A 19,301-nucleotide genomic window follows, 5' to 3' on the forward strand; every position below is an offset into this window, starting at 1 on the left:
GCCTGATCGCGGACGGTTACGGCCCGCAATGAGATATGCCGCATTTATGAATCTGGAGATTATCTGCTCCGTTGAGAGGTCACACCTGCCCGAGCCAGTCCCTGGCTATGCTGGGCATTCCCCGCTCTGGTTACGTTCGAGGTCCTGACAGGGAGCTTCTTTCTACGATGACGGTTTCAAGCTCGCGACTTTGTACAAGCGACCCGCTCTTTGATATTGCCAAAAGTGTCTTCGCAGCAAGAGTACCCATTTTCCTGTGTGGCACGTGCACCGTGGTCAGTTCGGGCTCAACAACTGATGACACTTCGATATCGTCAAATCCGGTGACCGAGACATCTTCCGGTACGCGCAGCCCCAGAGATTTGGCGCGCTTGATCGCACCGATTGCCAGAATGTCGTTGCCGCAAATAACGACAGTCGGTCTTGGATGTTTCGACATCAGTGTTTCGAAGGCGTCGCCCCCCTCGGCAAAACTATATGGGCTTTCAATCAGGTCAATATGTTCGACCGGTATGTTGTGTTCTTTGACCGCGTCATTGATACCGAGAACACGATCCCGGGCGCGGTCATTGTCTTTGGTAATGCCTGCGATCACAGCTATTCTGACATGGCCAAGATCCAGAACTTTCCGCGCTATTTCTTTTGCTGCAATCCGATTGTCGAAGCCGACAAAAGAGTGGTTCGAGTTCTTGCGATAGTTCCACGCAATTACATAGGGAATGCGCCTGTTTCTCAGGAATTCATAAATCTCGTCGCTACGGTCTTGTCCGATCAACAACAAAGCATCGGCACCCCTGGCCACAAGGGCGCGAATTTCCTGCTCTTCGACGTCTTGTTGATAGGCGGAACTTGCCACCAACAGGGTGGCACCACTTTTGGCGATTTCCTCCTGAAACGCCTGCAATCCGCGCGCAAATATCGCGTTTTCCATCGTCGGAATTACCGCTCCGATGGTGTTCGTTCGTTTGGCCGCCAGGGCGCGGGCACCAAAATTTGGTGAATATCCAAGCTGTTGAATCACCGCGAGCACGCGGACTCTGGTTTTTTCGACAACCCGGTCGGGCGTGTTCAGGCATCTGGAAACAGTTGCCGTCGAAACCCCGGCTTCGCGGGCTACATCTGCAAGGGTTGGCAGGTGATTATTTGACAAAACTGTCTCCATAAATACGGGCTCGCAGCCCCGAAAAGCACGGTCCGAATGCGGTGGTACAGTTGTCGGTCCGGTTGAGAGCCATGAATAACTGAATTGCAACGCTACCACAATGTAAGCGCTTGCTGAGATAAAATGTAAGCGCTTGCAAAGCGTGATGTAAGCGCTTACACAAATGGAGACTCGCAAAAACTGAGTCGGTAAAACGATGGTGAAACATGTTTCTAGGAATAGCCGCAGCACTGTTTACAGCGTTTTTCGCAAACGTTCTTTTGGGTTCATCTGGAGGAGAGATGTACCTGAATGAAGTGCAGGAGATGCTGCTGTTGCTGGCCTCGGTAATTTTCTTTGTCGCTGCAATTTTGAAGAAAGAGGCCGCCAAAGACAGAGTCAAAGACTCATAAAAATAAATCAGGGAGGAACTACAATGAATAAAAATTTAAAATCCGTAGAACGTCGGAATTTTCTGAAGCTGACAGGCACCGGTGCGTTCACGGCGGCTATGGTTGCCGGCGGCGCGGGCATGCTTTGGTCAAACGAAGCGGTGGCACAGACTGCAAGTGAAGAAAAAGAACGTGAGGCCGCGGCCGACCATGTGATGATCATTGCAACAGCCTATGTGTTGGGCGCATCGCGCAGCTATCCGATTTTGCAACTTGATCTGAAAGAAAACATCCAGAACGCTACCAACGGCAAAGTCTACGTCAAACTTGCGCCAGGTGGCCAGTTGGGTGCGGGTGGTGCACTGGTGCAGAAGGTTCAGGGCGGAACCATCCAGGCGGCGCAACATTCGCTGTCAAATTTCGCACCATTTGCCTCAGCGGTTGATCTGATCAACATGCCCTATTTCTGTGGTTCCAATCAGCGATTTACCAACCTCGTCAGCTCGGACCAGTGGAAATCTGAAGTGCACCCCAAAGTCGAAGCCAAAGGCTTTAAGACATTGTTCTATGTGGTCATTGATCCCCGCGTTGTTGCGGTCCGCAAAGGCGGCGCGGGTGCAGTGCTTGCCCCAAGTGACCTGGAGGGTGTTAAATTCCGGGTTCCCGGTTCCAAAATGCTGCAACAGTATTACCGCATGGTCGGCGCGAACCCGACACCGGTTGCATGGGGTGAGACTCCGTCGGCGATCAAACAAGGTGTTGCAGACGCTCTCGATCCTTCGGTCGGCGCACTCTATGTGTTTGGCTTTAAGGACATTCTGAGCCATGTGACGTTTACGCAGGCCGTGCCGGACAGCCAGGTGTTCTCGTGCAACCTGGAGTGGTTCAACTCGCTGCCTGAGGACGTTCAGGAAGGCATCGAATTCGCCTCAGAGATCACTGGTCAGCAGAACCTTGCCAAAGTTCCCGCGGCGCGTAACTACGCGATGGCGGAACTGCGCAAGTCGGGCGTGGAATTCCACTCCCTGTCCGATGATCAGCTTGGCGAATGGAAAGATGCTGGCGGATACCAGAGATCTGAGTGGGACAGCTTCAAAGTCGAGCTTGCCGGATCTATGGATACCTTCGCAAAACTCGAAGAAGCCGCCGGCACTCAGGGTCGTCTGTTTGTCCACGACGCATAAGTAAACCTGCCGTCAGCCAGTTGTGCTGGCGGCAGTCCCCTTTACCTCCAAAATCGAAATTCACGACGCCCTGCGCGCCAGTGAATGGGTCGGGTATGAAAGAGAGCTTTCGATGCGACGATTTCTGTCAACACTTAACAAAAACGCGGAACGCTGGGCCTTGCTGGTCTTCTACGTGCTTCTGGTTTCCACGATGGCTGTTGAAGTCATCCGGCGCGAAGTCTTTTCGTATTCGTCAATCTGGGGCGAAGAAATCGTGCGGTACTCGTTTATCTACCTGGCCTGGATCGGCGCCGCATCGGCGGTGCGGGAACGCGCCCATATCCGGATTGACGTGATCATGCATTACGTCCCGCCCACGGTGAAAACCCTGATCTATATCCTCGGCGATCTGGTGATGTTCGCTGTCGCGGCCGTCGCGCTTTATTGGTCCTTTGAAACCGTCAAAGTGTCCTGGGAATTCGGATCGGTAAGTCATGGTCTCCGGGTCTCAATGGTGTGGTTTCTGGCCGCGGTGCCAATCGGTTTCGCTCTGATGATTTTCCGCCTTTCCCAGTCGCTGCTGCGCGACGTCCAAGACCTTCTCGCAGGACGCCCTGTGTACGAAGGTGACAAACTTTTTGATTGAGGTCAGTGATGCTTTGGAACCTACAAGCTCAGACCGTAGAACTCGGCTGGGATTTCTACTTTCCGGTGATTGTATTCGTGGTGTTTTGTTCGCTCGCGATCCCTGTCTGGGCCGCGATCGGTGCGGCGGCAATCTCGATGTTGCTTATGTCCGGAACCCTGCCGCTGTCGCTGCTAGGCGAGTCCCTTTTTGACGGAATAGACGCTTTTGCCCTGACGGCGGTGCCGTTGTTCATCCTGACCGGCGACGTGCTGGTAAGAACCGGGCTCAGCCGTAAATTCCTGAATGTGGCGGAGGCCCTGACATGTTGGGCCAAAGGCGGCTTCGGATCGGCAACAGTGCTGGTGTGTGGCATGTTCTCGGCAATCTCGGGATCGGACGCCGCAGGTGCTGCTGCTGTTGGCCGGATGACGATCGACCGGCTGGTTGAGTCCGGTTATCCGCGCCCCTATGCCTGCGCTTTGGTCGCAGCGGGCGCCTGTACCGGCATTCTCATTCCGCCCTCGATTGCCTACATCATCATCGGTCTCGTTCTGGGGATATCGGCATCCACATTGTTTATCGCTGCTCTGATACCAGGCATCGCGATCTTGCTGTCTATTCTTGTCACTAACATCGTGATGAACCGCATTTATGCCTATGAAGGCGGCGGTCGGATGACGACGCGTGAATGGGCCGTGAATCTGGGCCGCTCCCTGGCCTCAGGCTGGTATGCATTTCTGGTTCCGGGCATCATCTTTTACGGCATTTTTTCCGGACGCCTCACCCCGACCGAGGCTGGTGCAACCGCCGTTGTCGTTACCATCATCCTTGGTTTCATCCTCGGGACGCTGAAATTCTCGGATTTTCCGGCCATGCTTGTCAGTTCAGCGAAGGTGAATGGCGTGATCCTGCCGATCATTGCATTCTCTCTGCCGCTGGCTCAGACGCTGGCCATTATGGGTGTGCCACAAGGGTTTGTCGCCGCTGTCACATCGCTGACTGAAAACCCGGCTTTGCTGACCCTGCTGATGATCGGCATCCTGATCGCTGCTGGCTGCGTGATGGAGACGACGCCCAACATCGTGATCTTCGCGCCGATCCTCAAACCTTTGGCGGACTCGATCGGCATGCACGAAATCCAGTTCTGTATCATGATGATCACCGCGCTTGGAGTTGGCTTCATCACACCACCTTTGGGGCTCAACCTGTTCGTGGTCTCAGGCATCACCGGCGAGTCCATTCTCAGGATCGCATCGCGTGCCGTGCCCTTCGTATTCTTTATGCTCATCGTTGTTCTTTTGATCGCCTACATCCCCGCGATCTCTCTGACGATGCTGCCAGATAATCTCAAGTAGGAGAACAAAGATGCCAGTTGAGTATCTCAAAAAAGCTGACCTGACCGCTCAAAGCGATGCCGGCGATGTGCGCGATATTGTTCAGACAATCCTGTCAGACATCGAAAAAGGCGGCGACGAAGCTGCACTTCGCTATGCGGAAAAGTTCGACAAATACACAGGCAACATCGAGCTGACAAAAGAGGAAATCGAGGCGGCCTGTGCTCTGGTCCCTCAGAAACTGAAAGATGATCTCCAGTTCGCCCATGACAACGTTCGTCGTTTTGCTGAAGCCCAAAAATCCACCATGCATGATGTCGAATACGAGATTGTCCCCGGGCTGATTGCAGGTCAGAAGAGCATCCCTGTGGCTGCCGCTGGCTGCTATGTCCCTGGTGGGCGTTATTCGCATATTGCCTCGGCCATTATGACGGTCACAACGGCCAAAGTTGCGGGCTGTAAGCACATTGTTGCATGCTCTCCGCCGCGCCCTGATGTCGGGATTGCCCCGGCCATCGTCTATGCGGCCCATATCTCGGGTGCGGATAAAATTCTGGCCCTTGGCGGCGTTCAGGGTGTTGCTGCGATGGCCTTCGGCTTGTTTGGGCTGCCCAAAGCAAACATTCTGGTCGGCCCGGGCAATCAGTTCGTCGCCGAGGCCAAACGTATCCTGTTCGGACGTGTTGGCATCGACATGATTGCCGGCCCGACTGACAGTCTTATTCTGGCTGACAAATCAGCCGATCCGCTGGTGATCGCGACCGATCTGGTCGGGCAGGCCGAGCACGGCTACAACTCACCCGTCTGGTTGGTGACCGATGACCGGGGGATCGCTGAAGAGGTGATGCGCCTGGTGCCCGGTCTTATCGATGACCTGCCGGAACTGAACCGTGTCAATGCGGCCGCCGCATGGCGGGACTATGCCGAAGTGATCCTGTGCAGCGACCGCGAAGAAATGGCGGCAACGTCGGATTTATACGCCCCTGAGCACCTGACCGTGCAAGCGGAGGATCTGCCCTGGTGGCTTGATCGCCTGGCGTGTTACGGCTCTCTTTTCCTTGGGGAAGAAACGACCGTTGCTTTCGGAGACAAAGCCTCCGGAACCAACCACGTTCTGCCGACGTCTGGCGCGGCCAACTACACTGGTGGCCTGTCCGTTCACAAATACATGAAGATCGTCACCTGGCAGAAAGCAACACGTGAGGGGTCAAAAGCTGTTGCCGAGGCCACTGCACGGATTTCCCGCCTGGAGGGCATGGAAGGGCACGCGCGTACCGCAGACGTTCGGCTGAAGAAATACTTCCCCGACGAAGAATTCGACCTGACGGCAAATGGATAAGTCGATGACTGATGTTGGGTCAGACCTGTTCAGCCTGGCAGGAAAGACCGCATGTGTGACCGGAGCCAGTTCTGGCCTCGGGCGCCATGCGGCGACATTCCTGGCGCAGAATGGTGTGAAGGTTGTGGGCGTTGCCCGGCGCAGTGATCAACTGAAAGCCTGGCAAGCCTCCGCTTCGGGAAACACTCATTTTGTGGCGGCGGATTTGTCAGATCAAAGCGCACTGGGTGAAGTCGCTGCTGAGGTTGGCAAAGCGTTTGGGGTGCCGGATATCCTGATCAACGCCGCAGGGATCAACACGCGGCAGGCCGCTGATGATGTAACTCTGGAAGGCTGGAACGTTTCGATGGATCTCAATCTGGCGGCGCCGTTTTTCCTCGCACAGAGCTTCAGCGAAAGCATGAAGAGCAAAAACTGGGGCCGGATCATTAACTTTGCCTCGCTGCAAAGCTTCCGTGCCTTTCCCGGTGGCATTGCTTATGGCGCGTCCAAGGCCGGCATTGCTCAGTTGACCCGCGCGATGGCCGAGGCCTGGTCGCCTTACGGCATCACTGCGAACGCCATTGCGCCGGGGTTTTTCAGAACTGAGCTTACTGAGGCGGTCTTCAGCGATCCGGAGCGATCCGCCCGAAATGCGGCGCAGACATGTATCGGCCGCAATGGCGAACCCAGTGACCTGGACGGACCGCTTCAGTTTCTGTGTTCCGATGCCTCGGCTTATGTGACCGGCCAGGTTCTCGCTGTTGATGGGGGATATACTGCAAAATGAAGGCACTTTTTTACACCGGCCCCGAAAGCCTTGAGTTCCGGGACGCAGATCATCCTGTCGCCGGCCAGGGCGAAGTCATTGTCAAAATTGACAGTGTTGGGATTTGTGGCTCGGACATGCATGCGTTTCTAGGCCATGACGAAAGACGGCCCGAGCCGCTGATCCTTGGCCACGAGGCGGCTGGCACCGTCGTTGGCGGGGCACTGGACGGGCACCGCGTCACCGTCAATCCGCTTGTCACCTGCGGGGCATGCTCTGCATGTGTATCGGGGCGCGACAACCTTTGCCCGGACCGCCAGATCATATCGATGCCGCCCCGAGAGGGAGGCTTTGCCCAATATGTCGCGATACCAGCGGCTAATATCGTCGCGGTGCCAGACGGGTTCTCGCTGGAAAAAGCCAGCCTGGCTGAACCGATCGCCTGTGGGTGGCATGCCGTCCGCCTGGCAAATGAAGCCATGGGGGGCGATTTGTCAGGCAAAAGTGCATTGGTGATTGGCGGTGGTGCCATCGGTGTCGGTGCCGCTTTGTCATTGCTCAGCGCCGGCGTGCAGGAATTGACGGTTCTGGAACCGAACAAGACCCGGCGCGACTACCTTATTCAAAACACAGGATTGCGGGTGATCGATCCGAACGATCTCGATGTGAAAATAGAATTTGACCTCGTCATCGACGGGGTTGGAATGGTTCCGACCCGTTGTACCGCTTCTGCTGTGACCCGCCCGGGTGGCGTCATCATGCACATCGGTCTTGGAGCGCCGGCGGGGGGGCTCGATATCCGCCGCCTGACGCTTCAGGAAATTTCGTTCATCGGCACCTATACCTATACGGCCGCCGATTTCCGCGCCACGGCGCAGGCGATGTTCGACGGCCTCCTTGGCACGTTGGACTGGTATGAAACCCGCCCCTTATCTGCTGGCGCACAGGCCTTTTCCGACATCCGGAAGGGCATCGTGCAAGCACCAAAAGTCATCTTGAAACCCTGATACAAGGATCCCGAAATGTCAGAAATTCCACAACTACTGGTCCACGAAACCGGTGACAACGTTGGTGTTGTCGTCATCGAAGGACTGGAAGCAAACACAGATATGCTGGTTTGCATCACCCATGATAATTCAACGTTTCGTCTGACCGTCAGCGAAGCTGTTCCTATCGGGCACAAAGTCGCGCTTCAGGATCTGAAGGCCGGTGATACCGCGACGAAATATGGTGAAGACATTGGCAAAATCACCGCCGACGTCAAAAAGGGTGCCCACCTTCACACCCACAATTGCAAAACCAAACGCTGGTAAGGACCGTCCAAAATGACCTCTGATCTTTCAAAAGTAACCATCCAAGGTTTTCGTCGCGACAACGGTCGTGTCGGCGTCCGCAACCACGTTCTCATTCTGCCGCTTGACGATATTTCCAATGCGGCCTGCGAAGCTGTTGCCAACAATATCAAAGGCACCATGGCCATTCCGCATGCCTATGGCCGTCTGCAGTTTGGTGAAGACCTTGATATTCACTTCCGCACCATTATCGGCACCGGCGCCAATCCGAATGTCGCCGCTGTTGTCGTCATCGGGATCGAGCCCGGCTGGACCAAAAAGATTGTCGACGGCATCGCGCTGACAGGCAAGCCGGTTGTCGGGTTCTCGATTGAGCAGAACGGTGACCTGAAGACCATCATGAACGCCTCGCGTGCCGCAAAAGACATGGTGCATTATGCGTCTGAAATCCAGCGTGAAGAATGCTCGATTACGGAACTCTGGATTTCCACAAAATGTGGTGAATCCGATACGACAACGGGTCTGGGATCCTGCCCAACCGTTGGCAACATGTACGACAAACTCTTGCCACTCGGCATCTACGGCTGTTTTGGTGAGACTTCTGAAATCACCGGTGCTGAGCACATTTGCCAGGAGCGCGCGATCAACAAAGATGTTGGTGAACGCTGGTACAAGATGTGGAAAGCATATCAGGATGACGTGATTTTTGCTCATCAGACCGATAACTTGTCCGACAGCCAGCCCACCAAAGGCAACATCGAAGGTGGCCTGACCACCATCGAAGAGAAAGCGCTGGGTAACCTCGAGAAAATCGGCCGGACATCCAAGTTCATCGACATTCTTGAACCGGCTGAAGCACCAAAATCTGGCAAGGGTCTGTACTTCATGGACAGCTCTTCGGCAGCGGCGGAATGCGTCACGCTTATGGCGGCAGGTGGATATGTGCTGCACACATTCCCGACCGGTCAGGGCAACGTAATCGGCAACCCGATTGTTCCAGTGATCAAAATCACCGCCAATCCACGTACAATTCGCACCATGAGCGAACATGTTGATGTGGATGTGTCCGGCATTCTGCGCCGCGACATGACAATCGATCAGGCTGGTGATGAGCTGATCGAAATGATCCGCCGCACGTCCAACGGTCGCAATACAGCCTCCGAAGCTCTTGGCCACCGGGAATTCTCGATGACCAAACTGTACCGCAGCGCCTAAGCGCGGTCGCGGAAGGCGACTTTTCGCCTTCCGCCTCAGAAAGACCAAATAATGACATCCTCACACTTCATTGCCATCCCGGCCGCAAAGAAACTTGTGGCCGACGTGTTCACTGCGCACGGTGTAGATCCGCTTGCTTCGGCATCGGTCGCCGAAGCGCTGGTCGAAGCCGAAGCCTCCGGTCAAAGGGGCCATGGTTTCTCTCGTATCAATGCCTATCTGGCACAGGTCGCGTCCGGCAAAATCAATGTCGCCGCTAAAATCACCAGCTCTCAGTCACGCCAGAGCTTCGTGACAATTGATGCCGACGGTGGTTTTGCTTACCCCGCGCTTGAGCATGCAACTGATGCGCTTATCCGGATGGCGCGGCGGGACGGGTTGGCGGCGGTTTCCGTATATAACTCACATCATTGCGGCGCCTTGTCCCCACATGTGGAACGGCTGTCCCGCAACGGGCTGATCGCAATCATGTTCGCGAACGCTCCCAAAGCGATGGCGCCATGGGGCGGATCAAAACCGCTGTTTGGTACCAATCCGATCGCATTTTCCGTGCCGCGCGATCCGAATCCGGTGACCATCGATATGTCCCTGTCACGGGTGGCGCGCGGCAAAGTCATGCACGCGCATCAAAACAATCTGCCAATCCCCGACGGCTGGGCGCTCGACAAGGATGGCAATCCCACAAACGACGCCAAAGCGGCCCTGGAAGGCACCATGCTCCCGATTGGCGACGCCAAGGGCGCGTCACTTGCGCTGATGGTCGAAATACTCGCCGCAGCTCTGACGGGTAGTAATTTCAGCCATGAAGCCAGTTCGTTTTTCGACGGCAAAGGCGCGCGCCCCGGTGTCGGGCAGTTTATTCTTGCCATTGAGCCTGCGGCTGGTGCCTCGGATTTTGCAGACCGGCTCGAAACCCTGCTGGAACAGATTGCGGCGCAAGAGGGCACACGTCTGCCTGGCAGCAATCGTCTGAAAACCCTCGGCGAAAGTCGCGACGCAGGTTTCACGGTTCCAGCGCAAACACTCGCACACCTGAAAACCCTGGCGTACGGACCAGTCTGCACGGGCTGACCCAGACGCAATCCCGGCAATCAGGCAGTGCCCTTGCGGGGGCATGACACCCTCCACAGCGCGCTATTCGCTACCACAACGAGGAAAACACGTGAAAATTGGGACACTAAAAGAAGTTTTTGCCGGGGAAGCGCGGGTCGCTATGACGCCGGACAGTGCGCTTCAGCTGCAAAAGCTGGGCTATGATTGTGTCATCGAATCCGGGGCAGGGCAGGCGGCAGGATTTTCGGACGCCACCTATCTGGATGCCGGGGTTGAAGTCATCCAGACCGCGGCTGCGCTGATTGAAATCTGCGATATCGTTGCCAAAGTGCGGCCGCCGACCGGGGATGAGGCAAACTCTCTGCGGGCTGGCCAGACGCTGATCTCTTTCTTTTATCCTGGCCAGAACGACGCTCTGATGGAGCTGTGTCGCGACAAAGGCGCCAATGTCATCGCGATGGATATGGTGCCACGGATTTCACGTGCCCAGAAAATGGACGCACTGTCCTCAATGGCAAATATCGCTGGTTACCGTGCTGTGATCGAAGCAGGCAACAATTTCGGACGTTTTTTCACCGGTCAGGTGACGGCGGCAGGCAAAGTACCCCCGGCCAAAGTTCTTGTTGTCGGCGCAGGCGTTGCAGGTCTGGCAGCCATCGGCACTGCGACCTCACTTGGCGCAATTACTTATGCTTTTGACGTGCGGCCGGAAGTGGCTGAACAGATTGAAAGCATGGGCGCCGCGTTCGTCTATCTCGATTTCGAGGAGGACCAGCGGGATGGCGCTGAAACGGGCGGTTACGCCGCTCCGTCGAGCCTGGAATTTCGCGAAAAGCAACTTGAGAAATTCCGCGAACTTGCACCGGAAATGGACATCGTCATCACCACCGCGCTGATCCCGGGACGCGACGCGCCCAAACTTTGGCTGGAGGACATGGTTCTGGCGATGAAGCCGGGCTCGGTGATCATCGACCTTGCGGCTGAGCGTGGAGGCAATTGTGATCTGACGGTGGCAGATGAAAAAACCGTCAGTAAAAATGGCGTCACTATCGTCGGCTACACGGATTTCCCCAGCCGTATGGCGGCGCAGTCCTCGACACTCTACAGCAACAATATTCGCCATATGATGTTCGATCTGACGCCCGAAAAAAACGGCCAGGTTCATCACAATATGGAGGATGACGTCATTCGCGGCGCCACCGTGACCTTTGCGCGCGAAATAACGTTCCCACCGCCGCCACCAAAAATTGCCGCCATCGCAGCGCAAAAACCCAAAGTAACCGTGATTGAACTGACGCCTGAAGAAAAACGCGCCGCAGAAGTGGAGGCTTTCAAAACTGCCACAAAACAACAAGTTGGTCTGTTGACTGTCGGTGGTATTCTGATGCTGGCCATCGGTGCGTTCGCTCCTGCCAGTTTCATGCAGCATTTCATTGTCTTTGCGCTAGCGTGTTTCGTCGGCTTCCAGGTGATCTGGAACGTCAGCCACGCGCTGCACACGCCGCTGATGGCGATCACCAACGCCATTTCCGGGATCGTCGTGCTGGGGGCATTGCTGCAAATCGGATCGTCCAGTTTTCTGGTCACCGTCCTGGCCGCGATCTCGGTCCTGATCGCGTCAATCAACGTCGTCGGGGGCTTTCTGGTCACCCGCCGTATGTTGGCCATGTTCCAGAAATCCTGAGGAGAGCGATATGAGCATTGGAATCGTTTCTGCCGCCTATATCGCGGCATCTGTTCTGTTTATTCTGGCCCTTGGCGGCCTGAGCAATCATGAAAACGCCAAACGCGCCATCTGGTATGCAATCGCAGGCATGGGAATTGCGGTTTTTGCAACCGTGTCCGGCCCCGGCATGGGCAACTATTTCTTTTTGATCCCCGCTGTCGCGGTTGGTGCCTGGATGGGCTATGTCGTCGCGGGCAGGGTCGAGATGACCGAAATGCCGCAACTTGTGGCCGCATTGCATTCCTTCGTTGGTCTGGCGGCAGTTTTCATCGGCCTGAACGCCGAAATTGAACTGTCTTTAGTGACCACCATGAAGGGCGCCGGCGAAAGCCTGGCGGAACTCGCTGGGTTCGCCGAAAAACTGTCCCATAAGGACGCGGTAGAAATTGCGATTCTGAAAGTCGAAGTCTGCATTGGTATCTTCATCGGCGCGGTGACGTTCACCGGTTCTGCGGTGGCCTTTGGCAAACTGGCTGGCCGGATCGACGGCAAATCGGTGAAACTGCCGGGCGGACACTTTCTGAACGCGGGCGCACTGGCAGCCTGTGTGATCCTGGGCCTGATGTATTTCAACGGGGCGGGCATCTCAACGCTGATCCTCTTGACCCTGTTCGCGGGCTTCATTGGCTGGCATCTGATCATGGGCATCGGTGGCGCTGACATGCCAGTGGTTGTGTCGATGCTGAACAGCTACTCCGGCTGGGCGGCCGCAGCGATCGGCTTCACCCTGGGCAATGATCTGTTGATCGTGACCGGAGCGCTGGTCGGGTCTTCGGGCGCAATCCTGTCCTACATCATGTGCAAAGCGATGAACCGTCAGTTTGTCTCGGTTATTCTGGGCGGTTTTGGCGGCACCACAGGCCCGGCAATGGAAGTTGAAGGCGAGCAAGTGGCCATTGACGCCGACGGTGTGGCAGCCGCGCTTGAGGATGCCGACAGTGTGGTCATCATACCGGGGTACGGCATGGCCGTCGCGCAGGCGCAGCAGTCGGTGTCCGAGTTGACCAAACGCCTGCGCGCCAGAGGGAAAGATGTGCGTTTTGCGATCCACCCGGTGGCGGGTCGGTTGCCCGGGCATATGAATGTGCTGCTGGCCGAAGCCCGAGTTCCCTATGACATCGTGCTGGAAATGGACGAGATCAACGGTGATCTTGCCGCCACAGATGTGGTGATCGTCATTGGCTCCAATGACATTGTGAACCCGGCGGCGCAGGACGATCCAAACAGCCCGATCGCCGGCATGCCTGTGTTGGAATGCTGGAAAGCCAAACAAGTGTTTGTCTCCAAACGTGGTCAGGGAACCGGCTATTCTGGCATTGAGAACCCGCTGTTTTACAAGGAAAACACCCGGATGCTCTATGGCGACGCCAAGACGTCACTGGACCAGCTTCTGACGAAGATCAGCTGATAAAACTTCAACATTCAGAGGCGCGACAATCAGCCGTTCGGCTCTGTTGTCGCGCAATCGGACATGGAACTTTCTGATGCATACACTTTCCCTTTCCCTGTCGCGCCTGCCCGAACGCGCGCAATCTGTCTTCCCGGGCTTTCTTGTTGCGGCACTGATTGCGCTCGCCGGTCAGTTTATTTCGGACCACTATGGTGCCCCGGCCATGCTGATGGCGCTGTTGTTCGGTATCGCGCTGAATTTTTTGTCTGAAGAAGGGCGCTGCGTTGCCGGCATCAGTTTTTCGGCGCGCACGGTCCTGCGGTTTGGCGTGGCGCTGCTGGGCATGCGCATCAGTTTTAGCATGGCGGCTGAGCTGGGCCCGAAAGTGATCCTTCTTGTGGTGGTGAGCCTGTGCCTGACAATCGGCTTTGGCCTGCTGGTTGCGCGGTTTTTCGGTCACGGGCCGCGGTTCGCATTCCTGTCTGCGGGATCGGTTGCAATCTGTGGTGCGTCCGCTGCGATGGCAATCTCTGCGATCCTGCCGCGCGATGATCGCTCGGAGGAACGGCTGGTCTTCACCGTGGTCGGGGTCACTCTGATGTCCACGATTGCGATGATCCTTTATCCCATCCTGGCCAACATGCTGGGGTTTGAAGGCGATCTGGCAGGGGTTTTTCTTGGCGCAACGATCCATGATGTGGCCCAGGTTGTCGGTGCAGGGTTTTCAATCTCTGATCAGACGGGGGAAATCGCAACGGTTGTAAAACTGATCCGGGTCGCAATGCTCGCCCCGGTCGTGCTGGTGGCGTCTTTGATCATTCGCAACATCGGGGCCGGCACCCAAAGCGTTGGACCCAAACCGCCAATTATGCCCGGTTTCGTTCTGGCATTTGTCGTCCTGGTGGCGCTCAATTCCTTCAATCTGTTCCCCCAGACCGTCGTTGATGCCTCCGCCAGCCTGTCCAGATGGGCGCTGCTGACTGCCATAGCGGGGGTCGGCTTAAAAACATCGCTGCGGGAAGTGGTCAAAGTCGGCGGCCCGGCCATTGCACTGCTTGTCACCGAGACCGTCTTTATCGCCGTGATCATGATCGTTGGCATCCGGTATATTTCGTAAGGTACGTGGATTTGGCTGCCGGCGCCAAGTCACGTATTCATCCAGATGCAGGAATCTTGAGGCAGCAGGCATGAGGTTCTGCGGTCGGGTGCCTTGGTATGTGAGCTGAGACACAGCAACGGAATAAGGGACCTGGTCTGGGTCTTAGCCCAGGTGCCGGCGCCGACGGGAATACTCGCTGTGTCGCCTATGCGGCGGCGGCCCGCGGATCGATTTTCCCGGGCGAATAACCTCTTGCGCGGGGCGTTGGCCAGATCGGCTGCGTGTGCCACCACGCGCCTTCTTCCCGCATCTTAGCAAATTCAGCCGCCACACTGTTATTGTCCAGCGCTGCTGCCGCACTTTCCCTCCGTGGTGGCGCTGTAGGCCCGCATATCGGTCTTGATCAAGCTATTGTGGTGCCAACATTCGATTTGCTCTGAGCAAAGCATTCGCCATCTCATTGAACTTGTGCAAAATAACAACGATCACGAGTTTTTCTGGGTCACCCGTTGCCGGCAGATGTTACATTTGGCTTCGGATCCGGGCGCCAGCGGATGGCAACTGACGCTGGCATATATAGTGCATCACACCGAGGTTCGTGTCCGTCGTGAATGAATGCTATAGCGCAGCCAGCGTATGTTCCAGGCCGCGCAGAATATGTTCTTTCAGAAATTTTTGGGCTCCGTCAGCGTCTCTGGCCAGCGCGGCGTCAAACATGTCCTTGTGTTCTTTTACCGCATCTTCACCGCGATAGGTCAGCACCAGCATCTGGTACCGGAGGTATTTGTTGTAAAGGATTGAGTGCAGGCCGAGCAGGTTCCTGGAATTGCAGGCCTGGATCATTGCCAGATGGAACTCCCAGTCATAGCGTTTCCAGGTTTCCTTTTCAGAGTGATCGCCAGACAGCATGCGCTCTTCCATAAGGTGCAGCTTGTGATGGGCTGCCACGAGACCGCCCTCCCAGTCCGCATCGCCGCTTTCAATCGAGGCTTTCAGCGCCGAGCATTCAAGCAGAATCCGCAGATTGGCGATTTCAATCAGATCCTCTTTGGAAACAGGTGTCACAGCCCCGCCTTCATCGTGATTAAGGCGGCCAACGAGTTCAAAGACAAAACGAATTCGATCAACCAGCTTTGGCAGACGGACTTTACCTACCTCAAGGTTATTGGCTGGGGGTGGTTCTATCTCAGCATTCGACCATTGTCCTCGGACCAATGGCGGTCAAGGTCTCATTCCTGGACGACTACAGCCGCTACATCATCGCGTGGAAACTCTGCACAAACATGAGGACTGAAGACGTCACAGACACGCTCGACCTCGCCTTGCAGGCGTCAGGATGCGATCAGGTCCACGTCGCCCACAAACCGCGTCTGCTGAGCGACAATGGTTCCAGCTACGTCTCAGGCGACCTGGCAGAGTGGTTGCAAGATAAGGGCATGAAGCACTCTCGCGGTGCGCCGTATCATCCCCAGACACAACGCAAGATCGAGCGTTGGCATCAAACACTGAAGAACCGCATCCTACTGGAAAACTACTTCCTGCCCGGAGACCTCGAAGCCCAGGTCGCCACCTTCGTCGATCACTACAATCACCAGCGATACCACGAGAGCTTGAGCAACGTCACACCCGCCGACGTCTACTTCGGGCGCGACAAAGCCATTCTACAGCACCAAGAAAGGATCAAACGAAAGACGCTCGACGCTTGCATCACAACCAACGCGCCGCATAATCAAACCAACCAGATGAGCCAAACTCTTTACTTGTTTCAGCCGCTCTTGGTTCCAAAAAACCTGACGACGGACAAGCAATGGAACGATTTTGTTGCCGCCAGCCAGATGGGAGTCGGGCAATGCTTGCGGGTGATTGCAGTATTGGGGTAACTAAAGTGGGTGCTCGATATTCGCGACAATTGCGTTGGGTGCGATATATTTAAGGTGGGAAAGGAGCCTGGCGATGCAGTTTGTTAAAGACCTGCAGGGGCTCGTAAAGCCTGAGAATTGTTACCTCCTGCAGATCTAATCTGCGGGTGCAAATCCGGTGATCAACTGTCTGAGGCCGATGGCGGCGCCGGTCAGAATTGCAGCCAATGTCACCGGAGCGCCATAGGACAGCACCGAGAAGGCTGAGATTCCCTGCCCGATGCTACATCCAAAGGCGACAACCGCGCCCACGCCCATCAGAAAGGCACCGCTGATCTGGCGCTGCAACTCGCGCGGATCTTCGCAGGCTTCCCAGCGGAAATGGCCTTTGATCAGACTGCCGATGAAGGCGCCGATCAACACGCCGGCAACAGAACCAACGCCAAAGCTCAGCGAGTTGCCAGACGACGTCATGGTGTAAAGCACGCTGTCCCCAATCGGCGCTGAGAACGTATAAGTGGAAACCGGAATTGCATCAAAGCCTTCTGCGGCCACCCATTGGGTACCGGCCCAGCCGGATGCGATGGTCAACCCGACAAGGGCGCCCCAAAAAATGGTTTTGAATTCGCGCCTGATGGGAATGGCCGCGGACAAAAAGATAACCAGGCCGGTAAACAGGCCAACGCTGGTTGCTGAAATGCCAGTGCTGCGTTCAACGAGAAAGGCGAGGCTGGGAATGTTTTCCGGACTGCCGGTGGTGGGAAACAGGGTCACCCGTAGCAAGGCGAGCGGTCCGTTCAGCGCAATATAGGCCGAGATCCCCATCACCAGTACAATCACAAACGAGCGCAGATCACCGCCGCCGAGCCGGGCGAGGGCGCCAAAACCGCAATTGCCCGACAGGGCCATTCCATAGCCAAACACCAGGCCGCCGGCAACGCTTGCCCAGGGGTTCCAGCTGCGGCTCAGATAGCTGGTCTCGCCCGGGATCAGGATGCCGCCGGAAATCAGCAGAAATGTCGCCACAACCGCGACGCCAATCGCAACCCCCCACATGCGGATGCGCAAGTCGTTTTGCCCGTAAAGAAGATCTTCGATCGCACCAAGGGTGCAAAACCGGCCAAGCCGTGCGGCAAGGCCCAGCAGCACGCCGCCGCCAAGCCCGAAAAGAGCGACAAGTGTAGAATCACTGATCACGTTGAACATGTTTCGGTTCCTCCCCAGGCATGAAACAATTCTGATGCGGTACTATTTCAGTCGTCGGCGCAAAACAGCTCGTAGACAACTTCCATTATTTGTTTGGGGCGGTCATCGGCCAGCCTGTAATAAATTGCCTTACCCTCGCGCCGGGGCGTCACCAGCCCTTCAAGGCGCAGCCGCGAAAGCTGTTGCGAGACGGCCGCCTGCCGCGCTGAAAGCAAGTCTTCCAGCTCGGTCACAGACTTTTCGCCGGTCGCAAGATAACAAAGGATCATCATCCGGCCTTCGTGGCCGATTGCTTTCAGAAAGTTTGCCGCGCGGGTGGCATTGCGCATCATCTTGTCGATGTCCTCAGCGCAGACGTTTTCGTCAAATACCGGCAGGCCCATGTTATCTCACCTTTCGTTCATCGTCGCATCGTGGCGCACATTCGCAAAACCGCATGCGTATTACAATGTGCTCAGGGGCGAAATTACTTTGATCGGTGTCAAAAGATTGGTTTTCCACCGGGTTTCGACGCCTGCAGGCTAATTGAGCGCGCCGGATCTTTCGATCATCACCGCCAGCAGGCCCCAAAAGAAGTCTTCACCCGGATAGCCCTCGATACGGTCGGCTTCAACCCCGTCGCGCATCAGCACAAACGTCGGCGTGTAGTAAAGTGGCGCAGTAAATGTAAGATCTGCGGGCAGGGTATCACCGATGTCGATCCGCCGCAGCGGTGCGATCTTGCCTTCGCTGGTCTTTGGGTACACCGGCCCAATTTCAAGGTTCCAGCGCTCGCACCAGATACATCCCGCCTCTTCGACCATAATCAACTGCGTTTCCGCGCTTACAGCAAGCGGAGACAATGTGACAAATGTTATGGCAATGCTGGCCATAAGAGTGGAAAGACGTTGCAACATTTGATTGACCTTTTTCATTCGTATATCATAATCTGAATATATGAATTAATCAAGAAGCGAGGTCTGAACGTGCTCGATATTTCGATGATCGGTGCCTTTATTGCCGGTTTGCTTTCCTTTTTGTCGCCCTGCGTCTTGCCGATGGTTCCCTTTTATCTGAGCTACATGGCCGGCGTCGGGATGAACCAGATATCAGCACAACAAGGCATGCCTGCGGATGTGCGGCGCCGGGCGGTGTTGTCTGCCACCTGTTTTTCCGCGGGGGTGGTCACCGTGTTCATGGCGCTTGGCGCCTCAGCGACGCTTCTTGGTCAGCTTTTTCGCGACTATATCGATATTTTGCGCTGGGGGGCCGCGGCCATCATCATTCTGATGGGGCTGCATTTTCTCGGGTTTCTGCGGATCGGGTTGCTGTACCGTCAACTGCGCTCTGAGACGGGAACCGCTTCAGGTATGAGCTATGCCGGCGCCTATGTCATCGGACTGGCCTTTGCCTTTGGCTGGACGCCCTGTGTGGGGCCGGTGCTCGCCGCCATCCTGTTCGTGGCTTCAGGAGCGGAGACAACAGCGCAGGGGGCCAGTCTTCTTTTCGTCTATGGCGTCGGCATGACATTGCCATTTGTGCTGGCGGCTTTGTTCATCCGGCCGTTCATGATCTGGGTAAAAAAGTTCCGCCAACACCTGGGTAAGGTCGAGAAGGCAATGGGGCTGCTGCTGGTTTTGTTCGGCATTCTGATTGCAACAAACTCTGTCAATTATATCGCGCAAATGATGCTGAGCGTGGCCCCGGATATTGGCTTGCTCCGCTGACACAGGA

The 19,301-nt window shown here is 56.0% G+C and carries 19 protein-coding genes and 1 pseudogene; 15 read left to right on the forward strand and 5 right to left on the reverse strand.

What is annotated here, in order from left to right; all coding sequences use genetic code 11:
- Nucleotides 1-130: 130 nt before the first annotated feature.
- Entirely contained in the window at nucleotides 131-1,150 is a 1,020-nt protein-coding gene (locus DWA01_RS18030) for a LacI family DNA-binding transcriptional regulator (protein ID WP_336470016.1), read from the reverse strand.
- A gap of 218 nt (nucleotides 1,151-1,368) precedes the next feature.
- On the opposite strand from DWA01_RS18030, the gene DWA01_RS18035 reads away from it, so the two are divergent.
- The 13 genes from DWA01_RS18035 (at nucleotide 1,369) to DWA01_RS18095 (ending at nucleotide 14,541) form a co-directional block, all read left to right on the forward strand.
- The gene (locus DWA01_RS18035) at nucleotides 1,369-1,554 is read left to right on the forward strand and encodes a hypothetical protein (protein WP_114287204.1); all 186 of its coding nucleotides are present in this window, start codon (nucleotides 1,369-1,371) and stop codon (nucleotides 1,552-1,554) included.
- A gap of 23 nt (nucleotides 1,555-1,577) precedes the next feature.
- On the forward strand, nucleotides 1,578-2,717 hold the full coding sequence (locus tag DWA01_RS18040; protein WP_114287205.1) for a TRAP transporter substrate-binding protein: 1,140 nt from the start codon (nucleotides 1,578-1,580) through the stop codon (nucleotides 2,715-2,717).
- A gap of 112 nt (nucleotides 2,718-2,829) precedes the next feature.
- Complete coding sequence (locus tag DWA01_RS18045) at nucleotides 2,830-3,345, forward strand: TRAP transporter small permease (RefSeq protein ID WP_114287231.1); 516 nt, start codon at nucleotides 2,830-2,832, stop codon at nucleotides 3,343-3,345.
- 8 nt (nucleotides 3,346-3,353) lie between these two features.
- Entirely contained in the window at nucleotides 3,354-4,682 is a 1,329-nt protein-coding gene (locus tag DWA01_RS18050; RefSeq protein ID WP_114287206.1) for a TRAP transporter large permease, read from the forward strand.
- Nucleotides 4,683-4,692: 10 nt separating this feature from the next.
- Nucleotides 4,693-6,000 (forward strand): histidinol dehydrogenase, encoded by a 1,308-nt coding sequence (hisD, locus tag DWA01_RS18055; RefSeq protein WP_114287207.1) that lies wholly within the window; start codon nucleotides 4,693-4,695, stop codon nucleotides 5,998-6,000.
- 4 nt (nucleotides 6,001-6,004) lie between these two features.
- Nucleotides 6,005-6,769, forward strand: coding sequence for an SDR family NAD(P)-dependent oxidoreductase (locus DWA01_RS18060; RefSeq protein WP_114287208.1), 765 nt, complete (start codon nucleotides 6,005-6,007; stop codon nucleotides 6,767-6,769).
- Nucleotides 6,766-7,755, forward strand: coding sequence for an alcohol dehydrogenase catalytic domain-containing protein (locus DWA01_RS18065; protein ID WP_114287209.1), 990 nt, complete (start codon nucleotides 6,766-6,768; stop codon nucleotides 7,753-7,755). The genes DWA01_RS18060 and DWA01_RS18065 overlap by 4 nt, the downstream gene beginning before the upstream one ends.
- 15 nt (nucleotides 7,756-7,770) lie before the next feature.
- The gene (locus DWA01_RS18070) at nucleotides 7,771-8,061 is read left to right on the forward strand and encodes a UxaA family hydrolase (RefSeq protein ID WP_114287210.1); all 291 of its coding nucleotides are present in this window, start codon (nucleotides 7,771-7,773) and stop codon (nucleotides 8,059-8,061) included.
- A 12-nt stretch (nucleotides 8,062-8,073) separates the two neighbouring features.
- The gene (locus DWA01_RS18075; RefSeq protein WP_114287211.1) at nucleotides 8,074-9,255 is read left to right on the forward strand and encodes a UxaA family hydrolase; all 1,182 of its coding nucleotides are present in this window, start codon (nucleotides 8,074-8,076) and stop codon (nucleotides 9,253-9,255) included.
- A gap of 51 nt (nucleotides 9,256-9,306) precedes the next feature.
- Nucleotides 9,307-10,326 (forward strand): Ldh family oxidoreductase, encoded by a 1,020-nt coding sequence (locus tag DWA01_RS18080; protein WP_114287212.1) that lies wholly within the window; start codon nucleotides 9,307-9,309, stop codon nucleotides 10,324-10,326.
- Between the two features lie 91 nt (nucleotides 10,327-10,417).
- A complete protein-coding gene (locus DWA01_RS18085) occupies nucleotides 10,418-11,992 on the forward strand; it encodes a Re/Si-specific NAD(P)(+) transhydrogenase subunit alpha (RefSeq protein WP_114287213.1) in 1,575 nt (524 codons plus the stop codon).
- Nucleotides 11,993-12,002: 10 nt separating this feature from the next.
- On the forward strand, nucleotides 12,003-13,442 hold the full coding sequence (locus DWA01_RS18090; protein ID WP_114287214.1) for an NAD(P)(+) transhydrogenase (Re/Si-specific) subunit beta: 1,440 nt from the start codon (nucleotides 12,003-12,005) through the stop codon (nucleotides 13,440-13,442).
- Nucleotides 13,443-13,518: 76 nt separating this feature from the next.
- Complete coding sequence (locus tag DWA01_RS18095) at nucleotides 13,519-14,541, forward strand: YeiH family protein (protein WP_114287215.1); 1,023 nt, start codon at nucleotides 13,519-13,521, stop codon at nucleotides 14,539-14,541.
- 600 nt (nucleotides 14,542-15,141) lie between these two features.
- On the opposite strand, the gene DWA01_RS18100 is transcribed toward DWA01_RS18095, so the two are convergent.
- Complete coding sequence (locus tag DWA01_RS18100) at nucleotides 15,142-15,588, reverse strand: GntR family transcriptional regulator (protein WP_235008607.1); 447 nt, start codon at nucleotides 15,586-15,588, stop codon at nucleotides 15,142-15,144.
- Here DWA01_RS18100 and DWA01_RS18105 point away from each other — a divergent pair.
- A pseudogene (locus DWA01_RS18105) lies at nucleotides 15,589-16,220 on the forward strand (transposase); the annotation flags it as partial.
- 318 nt (nucleotides 16,221-16,538) lie between these two features.
- On the opposite strand, the gene DWA01_RS18110 reads toward DWA01_RS18105, so the two are convergent.
- The 3 genes from DWA01_RS18110 to DWA01_RS18120 all read right to left on the reverse strand — a co-directional run bounded on the left by DWA01_RS18110 (nucleotide 16,539) and on the right by DWA01_RS18120 (nucleotide 18,502).
- Nucleotides 16,539-17,588 carry a YeeE/YedE family protein gene (locus DWA01_RS18110; RefSeq protein WP_114287216.1) on the reverse strand — a complete coding sequence of 350 codons (1,050 nt, stop codon included), beginning with the start codon at nucleotides 17,586-17,588 and terminating at the stop codon, nucleotides 16,539-16,541.
- A gap of 47 nt (nucleotides 17,589-17,635) precedes the next feature.
- A complete protein-coding gene (locus DWA01_RS18115) occupies nucleotides 17,636-17,971 on the reverse strand; it encodes an ArsR/SmtB family transcription factor (RefSeq protein WP_114287217.1) in 336 nt (111 codons plus the stop codon).
- A gap of 138 nt (nucleotides 17,972-18,109) precedes the next feature.
- Complete coding sequence (locus tag DWA01_RS18120; protein ID WP_419187021.1) at nucleotides 18,110-18,502, reverse strand: hypothetical protein; 393 nt, start codon at nucleotides 18,500-18,502, stop codon at nucleotides 18,110-18,112.
- Nucleotides 18,503-18,553: 51 nt separating this feature from the next.
- Here DWA01_RS18120 and DWA01_RS18125 point away from each other — a divergent pair, with 51 nt between their 5' ends.
- Nucleotides 18,554-19,294 carry a cytochrome c biogenesis CcdA family protein gene (locus DWA01_RS18125; protein ID WP_114287218.1) on the forward strand — a complete coding sequence of 247 codons (741 nt, stop codon included), beginning with the start codon at nucleotides 18,554-18,556 and terminating at the stop codon, nucleotides 19,292-19,294.
- Nucleotides 19,295-19,301: the final 7 nt, after the last annotated feature.

Origin of the sequence: Candidatus Halocynthiibacter alkanivorans, assembly GCF_003333265.1 — a bacterium.
GTDB lineage: Bacteria > Pseudomonadota > Alphaproteobacteria > Rhodobacterales > Rhodobacteraceae > Halocyntiibacter_A > Halocyntiibacter_A alkanivorans.

Excerpts from the sequence above, each read along its gene's own strand:
- DWA01_RS18120 (WP_419187021.1), bottom strand. The coding sequence starts at position 18,502 with ATGAAAAAGGTCAATCAAATGTTGCAACGTCTTTCCACTCTTATGGCC.
- DWA01_RS18090 (WP_114287214.1), top strand. The coding sequence starts at position 12,003 with ATGAGCATTGGAATCGTTTCTGCCGCCTATATCGCGGCATCTGTTCTG.
- DWA01_RS18060 (WP_114287208.1), top strand. The coding sequence starts at position 6,005 with ATGACTGATGTTGGGTCAGACCTGTTCAGCCTGGCAGGAAAGACCGCA.
- DWA01_RS18080 (WP_114287212.1), top strand. The coding sequence starts at position 9,307 with ATGACATCCTCACACTTCATTGCCATCCCGGCCGCAAAGAAACTTGTG.
- DWA01_RS18115 (WP_114287217.1), bottom strand. The coding sequence starts at position 17,971 with ATGGGCCTGCCGGTATTTGACGAAAACGTCTGCGCTGAGGACATCGAC.
- DWA01_RS18050 (WP_114287206.1), top strand. The coding sequence starts at position 3,354 with ATGCTTTGGAACCTACAAGCTCAGACCGTAGAACTCGGCTGGGATTTC.
- DWA01_RS18110 (WP_114287216.1), bottom strand. The coding sequence starts at position 17,588 with ATGTTCAACGTGATCAGTGATTCTACACTTGTCGCTCTTTTCGGGCTT.
- DWA01_RS18095 (WP_114287215.1), top strand. The coding sequence starts at position 13,519 with ATGCATACACTTTCCCTTTCCCTGTCGCGCCTGCCCGAACGCGCGCAA.
- DWA01_RS18040 (WP_114287205.1), top strand. The coding sequence starts at position 1,578 with ATGAATAAAAATTTAAAATCCGTAGAACGTCGGAATTTTCTGAAGCTG.
- hisD (WP_114287207.1), top strand. The coding sequence starts at position 4,693 with ATGCCAGTTGAGTATCTCAAAAAAGCTGACCTGACCGCTCAAAGCGAT.
- DWA01_RS18065 (WP_114287209.1), top strand. The coding sequence starts at position 6,766 with ATGAAGGCACTTTTTTACACCGGCCCCGAAAGCCTTGAGTTCCGGGAC.
- DWA01_RS18070 (WP_114287210.1), top strand. The coding sequence starts at position 7,771 with ATGTCAGAAATTCCACAACTACTGGTCCACGAAACCGGTGACAACGTT.
- DWA01_RS18045 (WP_114287231.1), top strand. The coding sequence starts at position 2,830 with ATGCGACGATTTCTGTCAACACTTAACAAAAACGCGGAACGCTGGGCC.
- DWA01_RS18035 (WP_114287204.1), top strand. The coding sequence starts at position 1,369 with ATGTTTCTAGGAATAGCCGCAGCACTGTTTACAGCGTTTTTCGCAAAC.
- DWA01_RS18075 (WP_114287211.1), top strand. The coding sequence starts at position 8,074 with ATGACCTCTGATCTTTCAAAAGTAACCATCCAAGGTTTTCGTCGCGAC.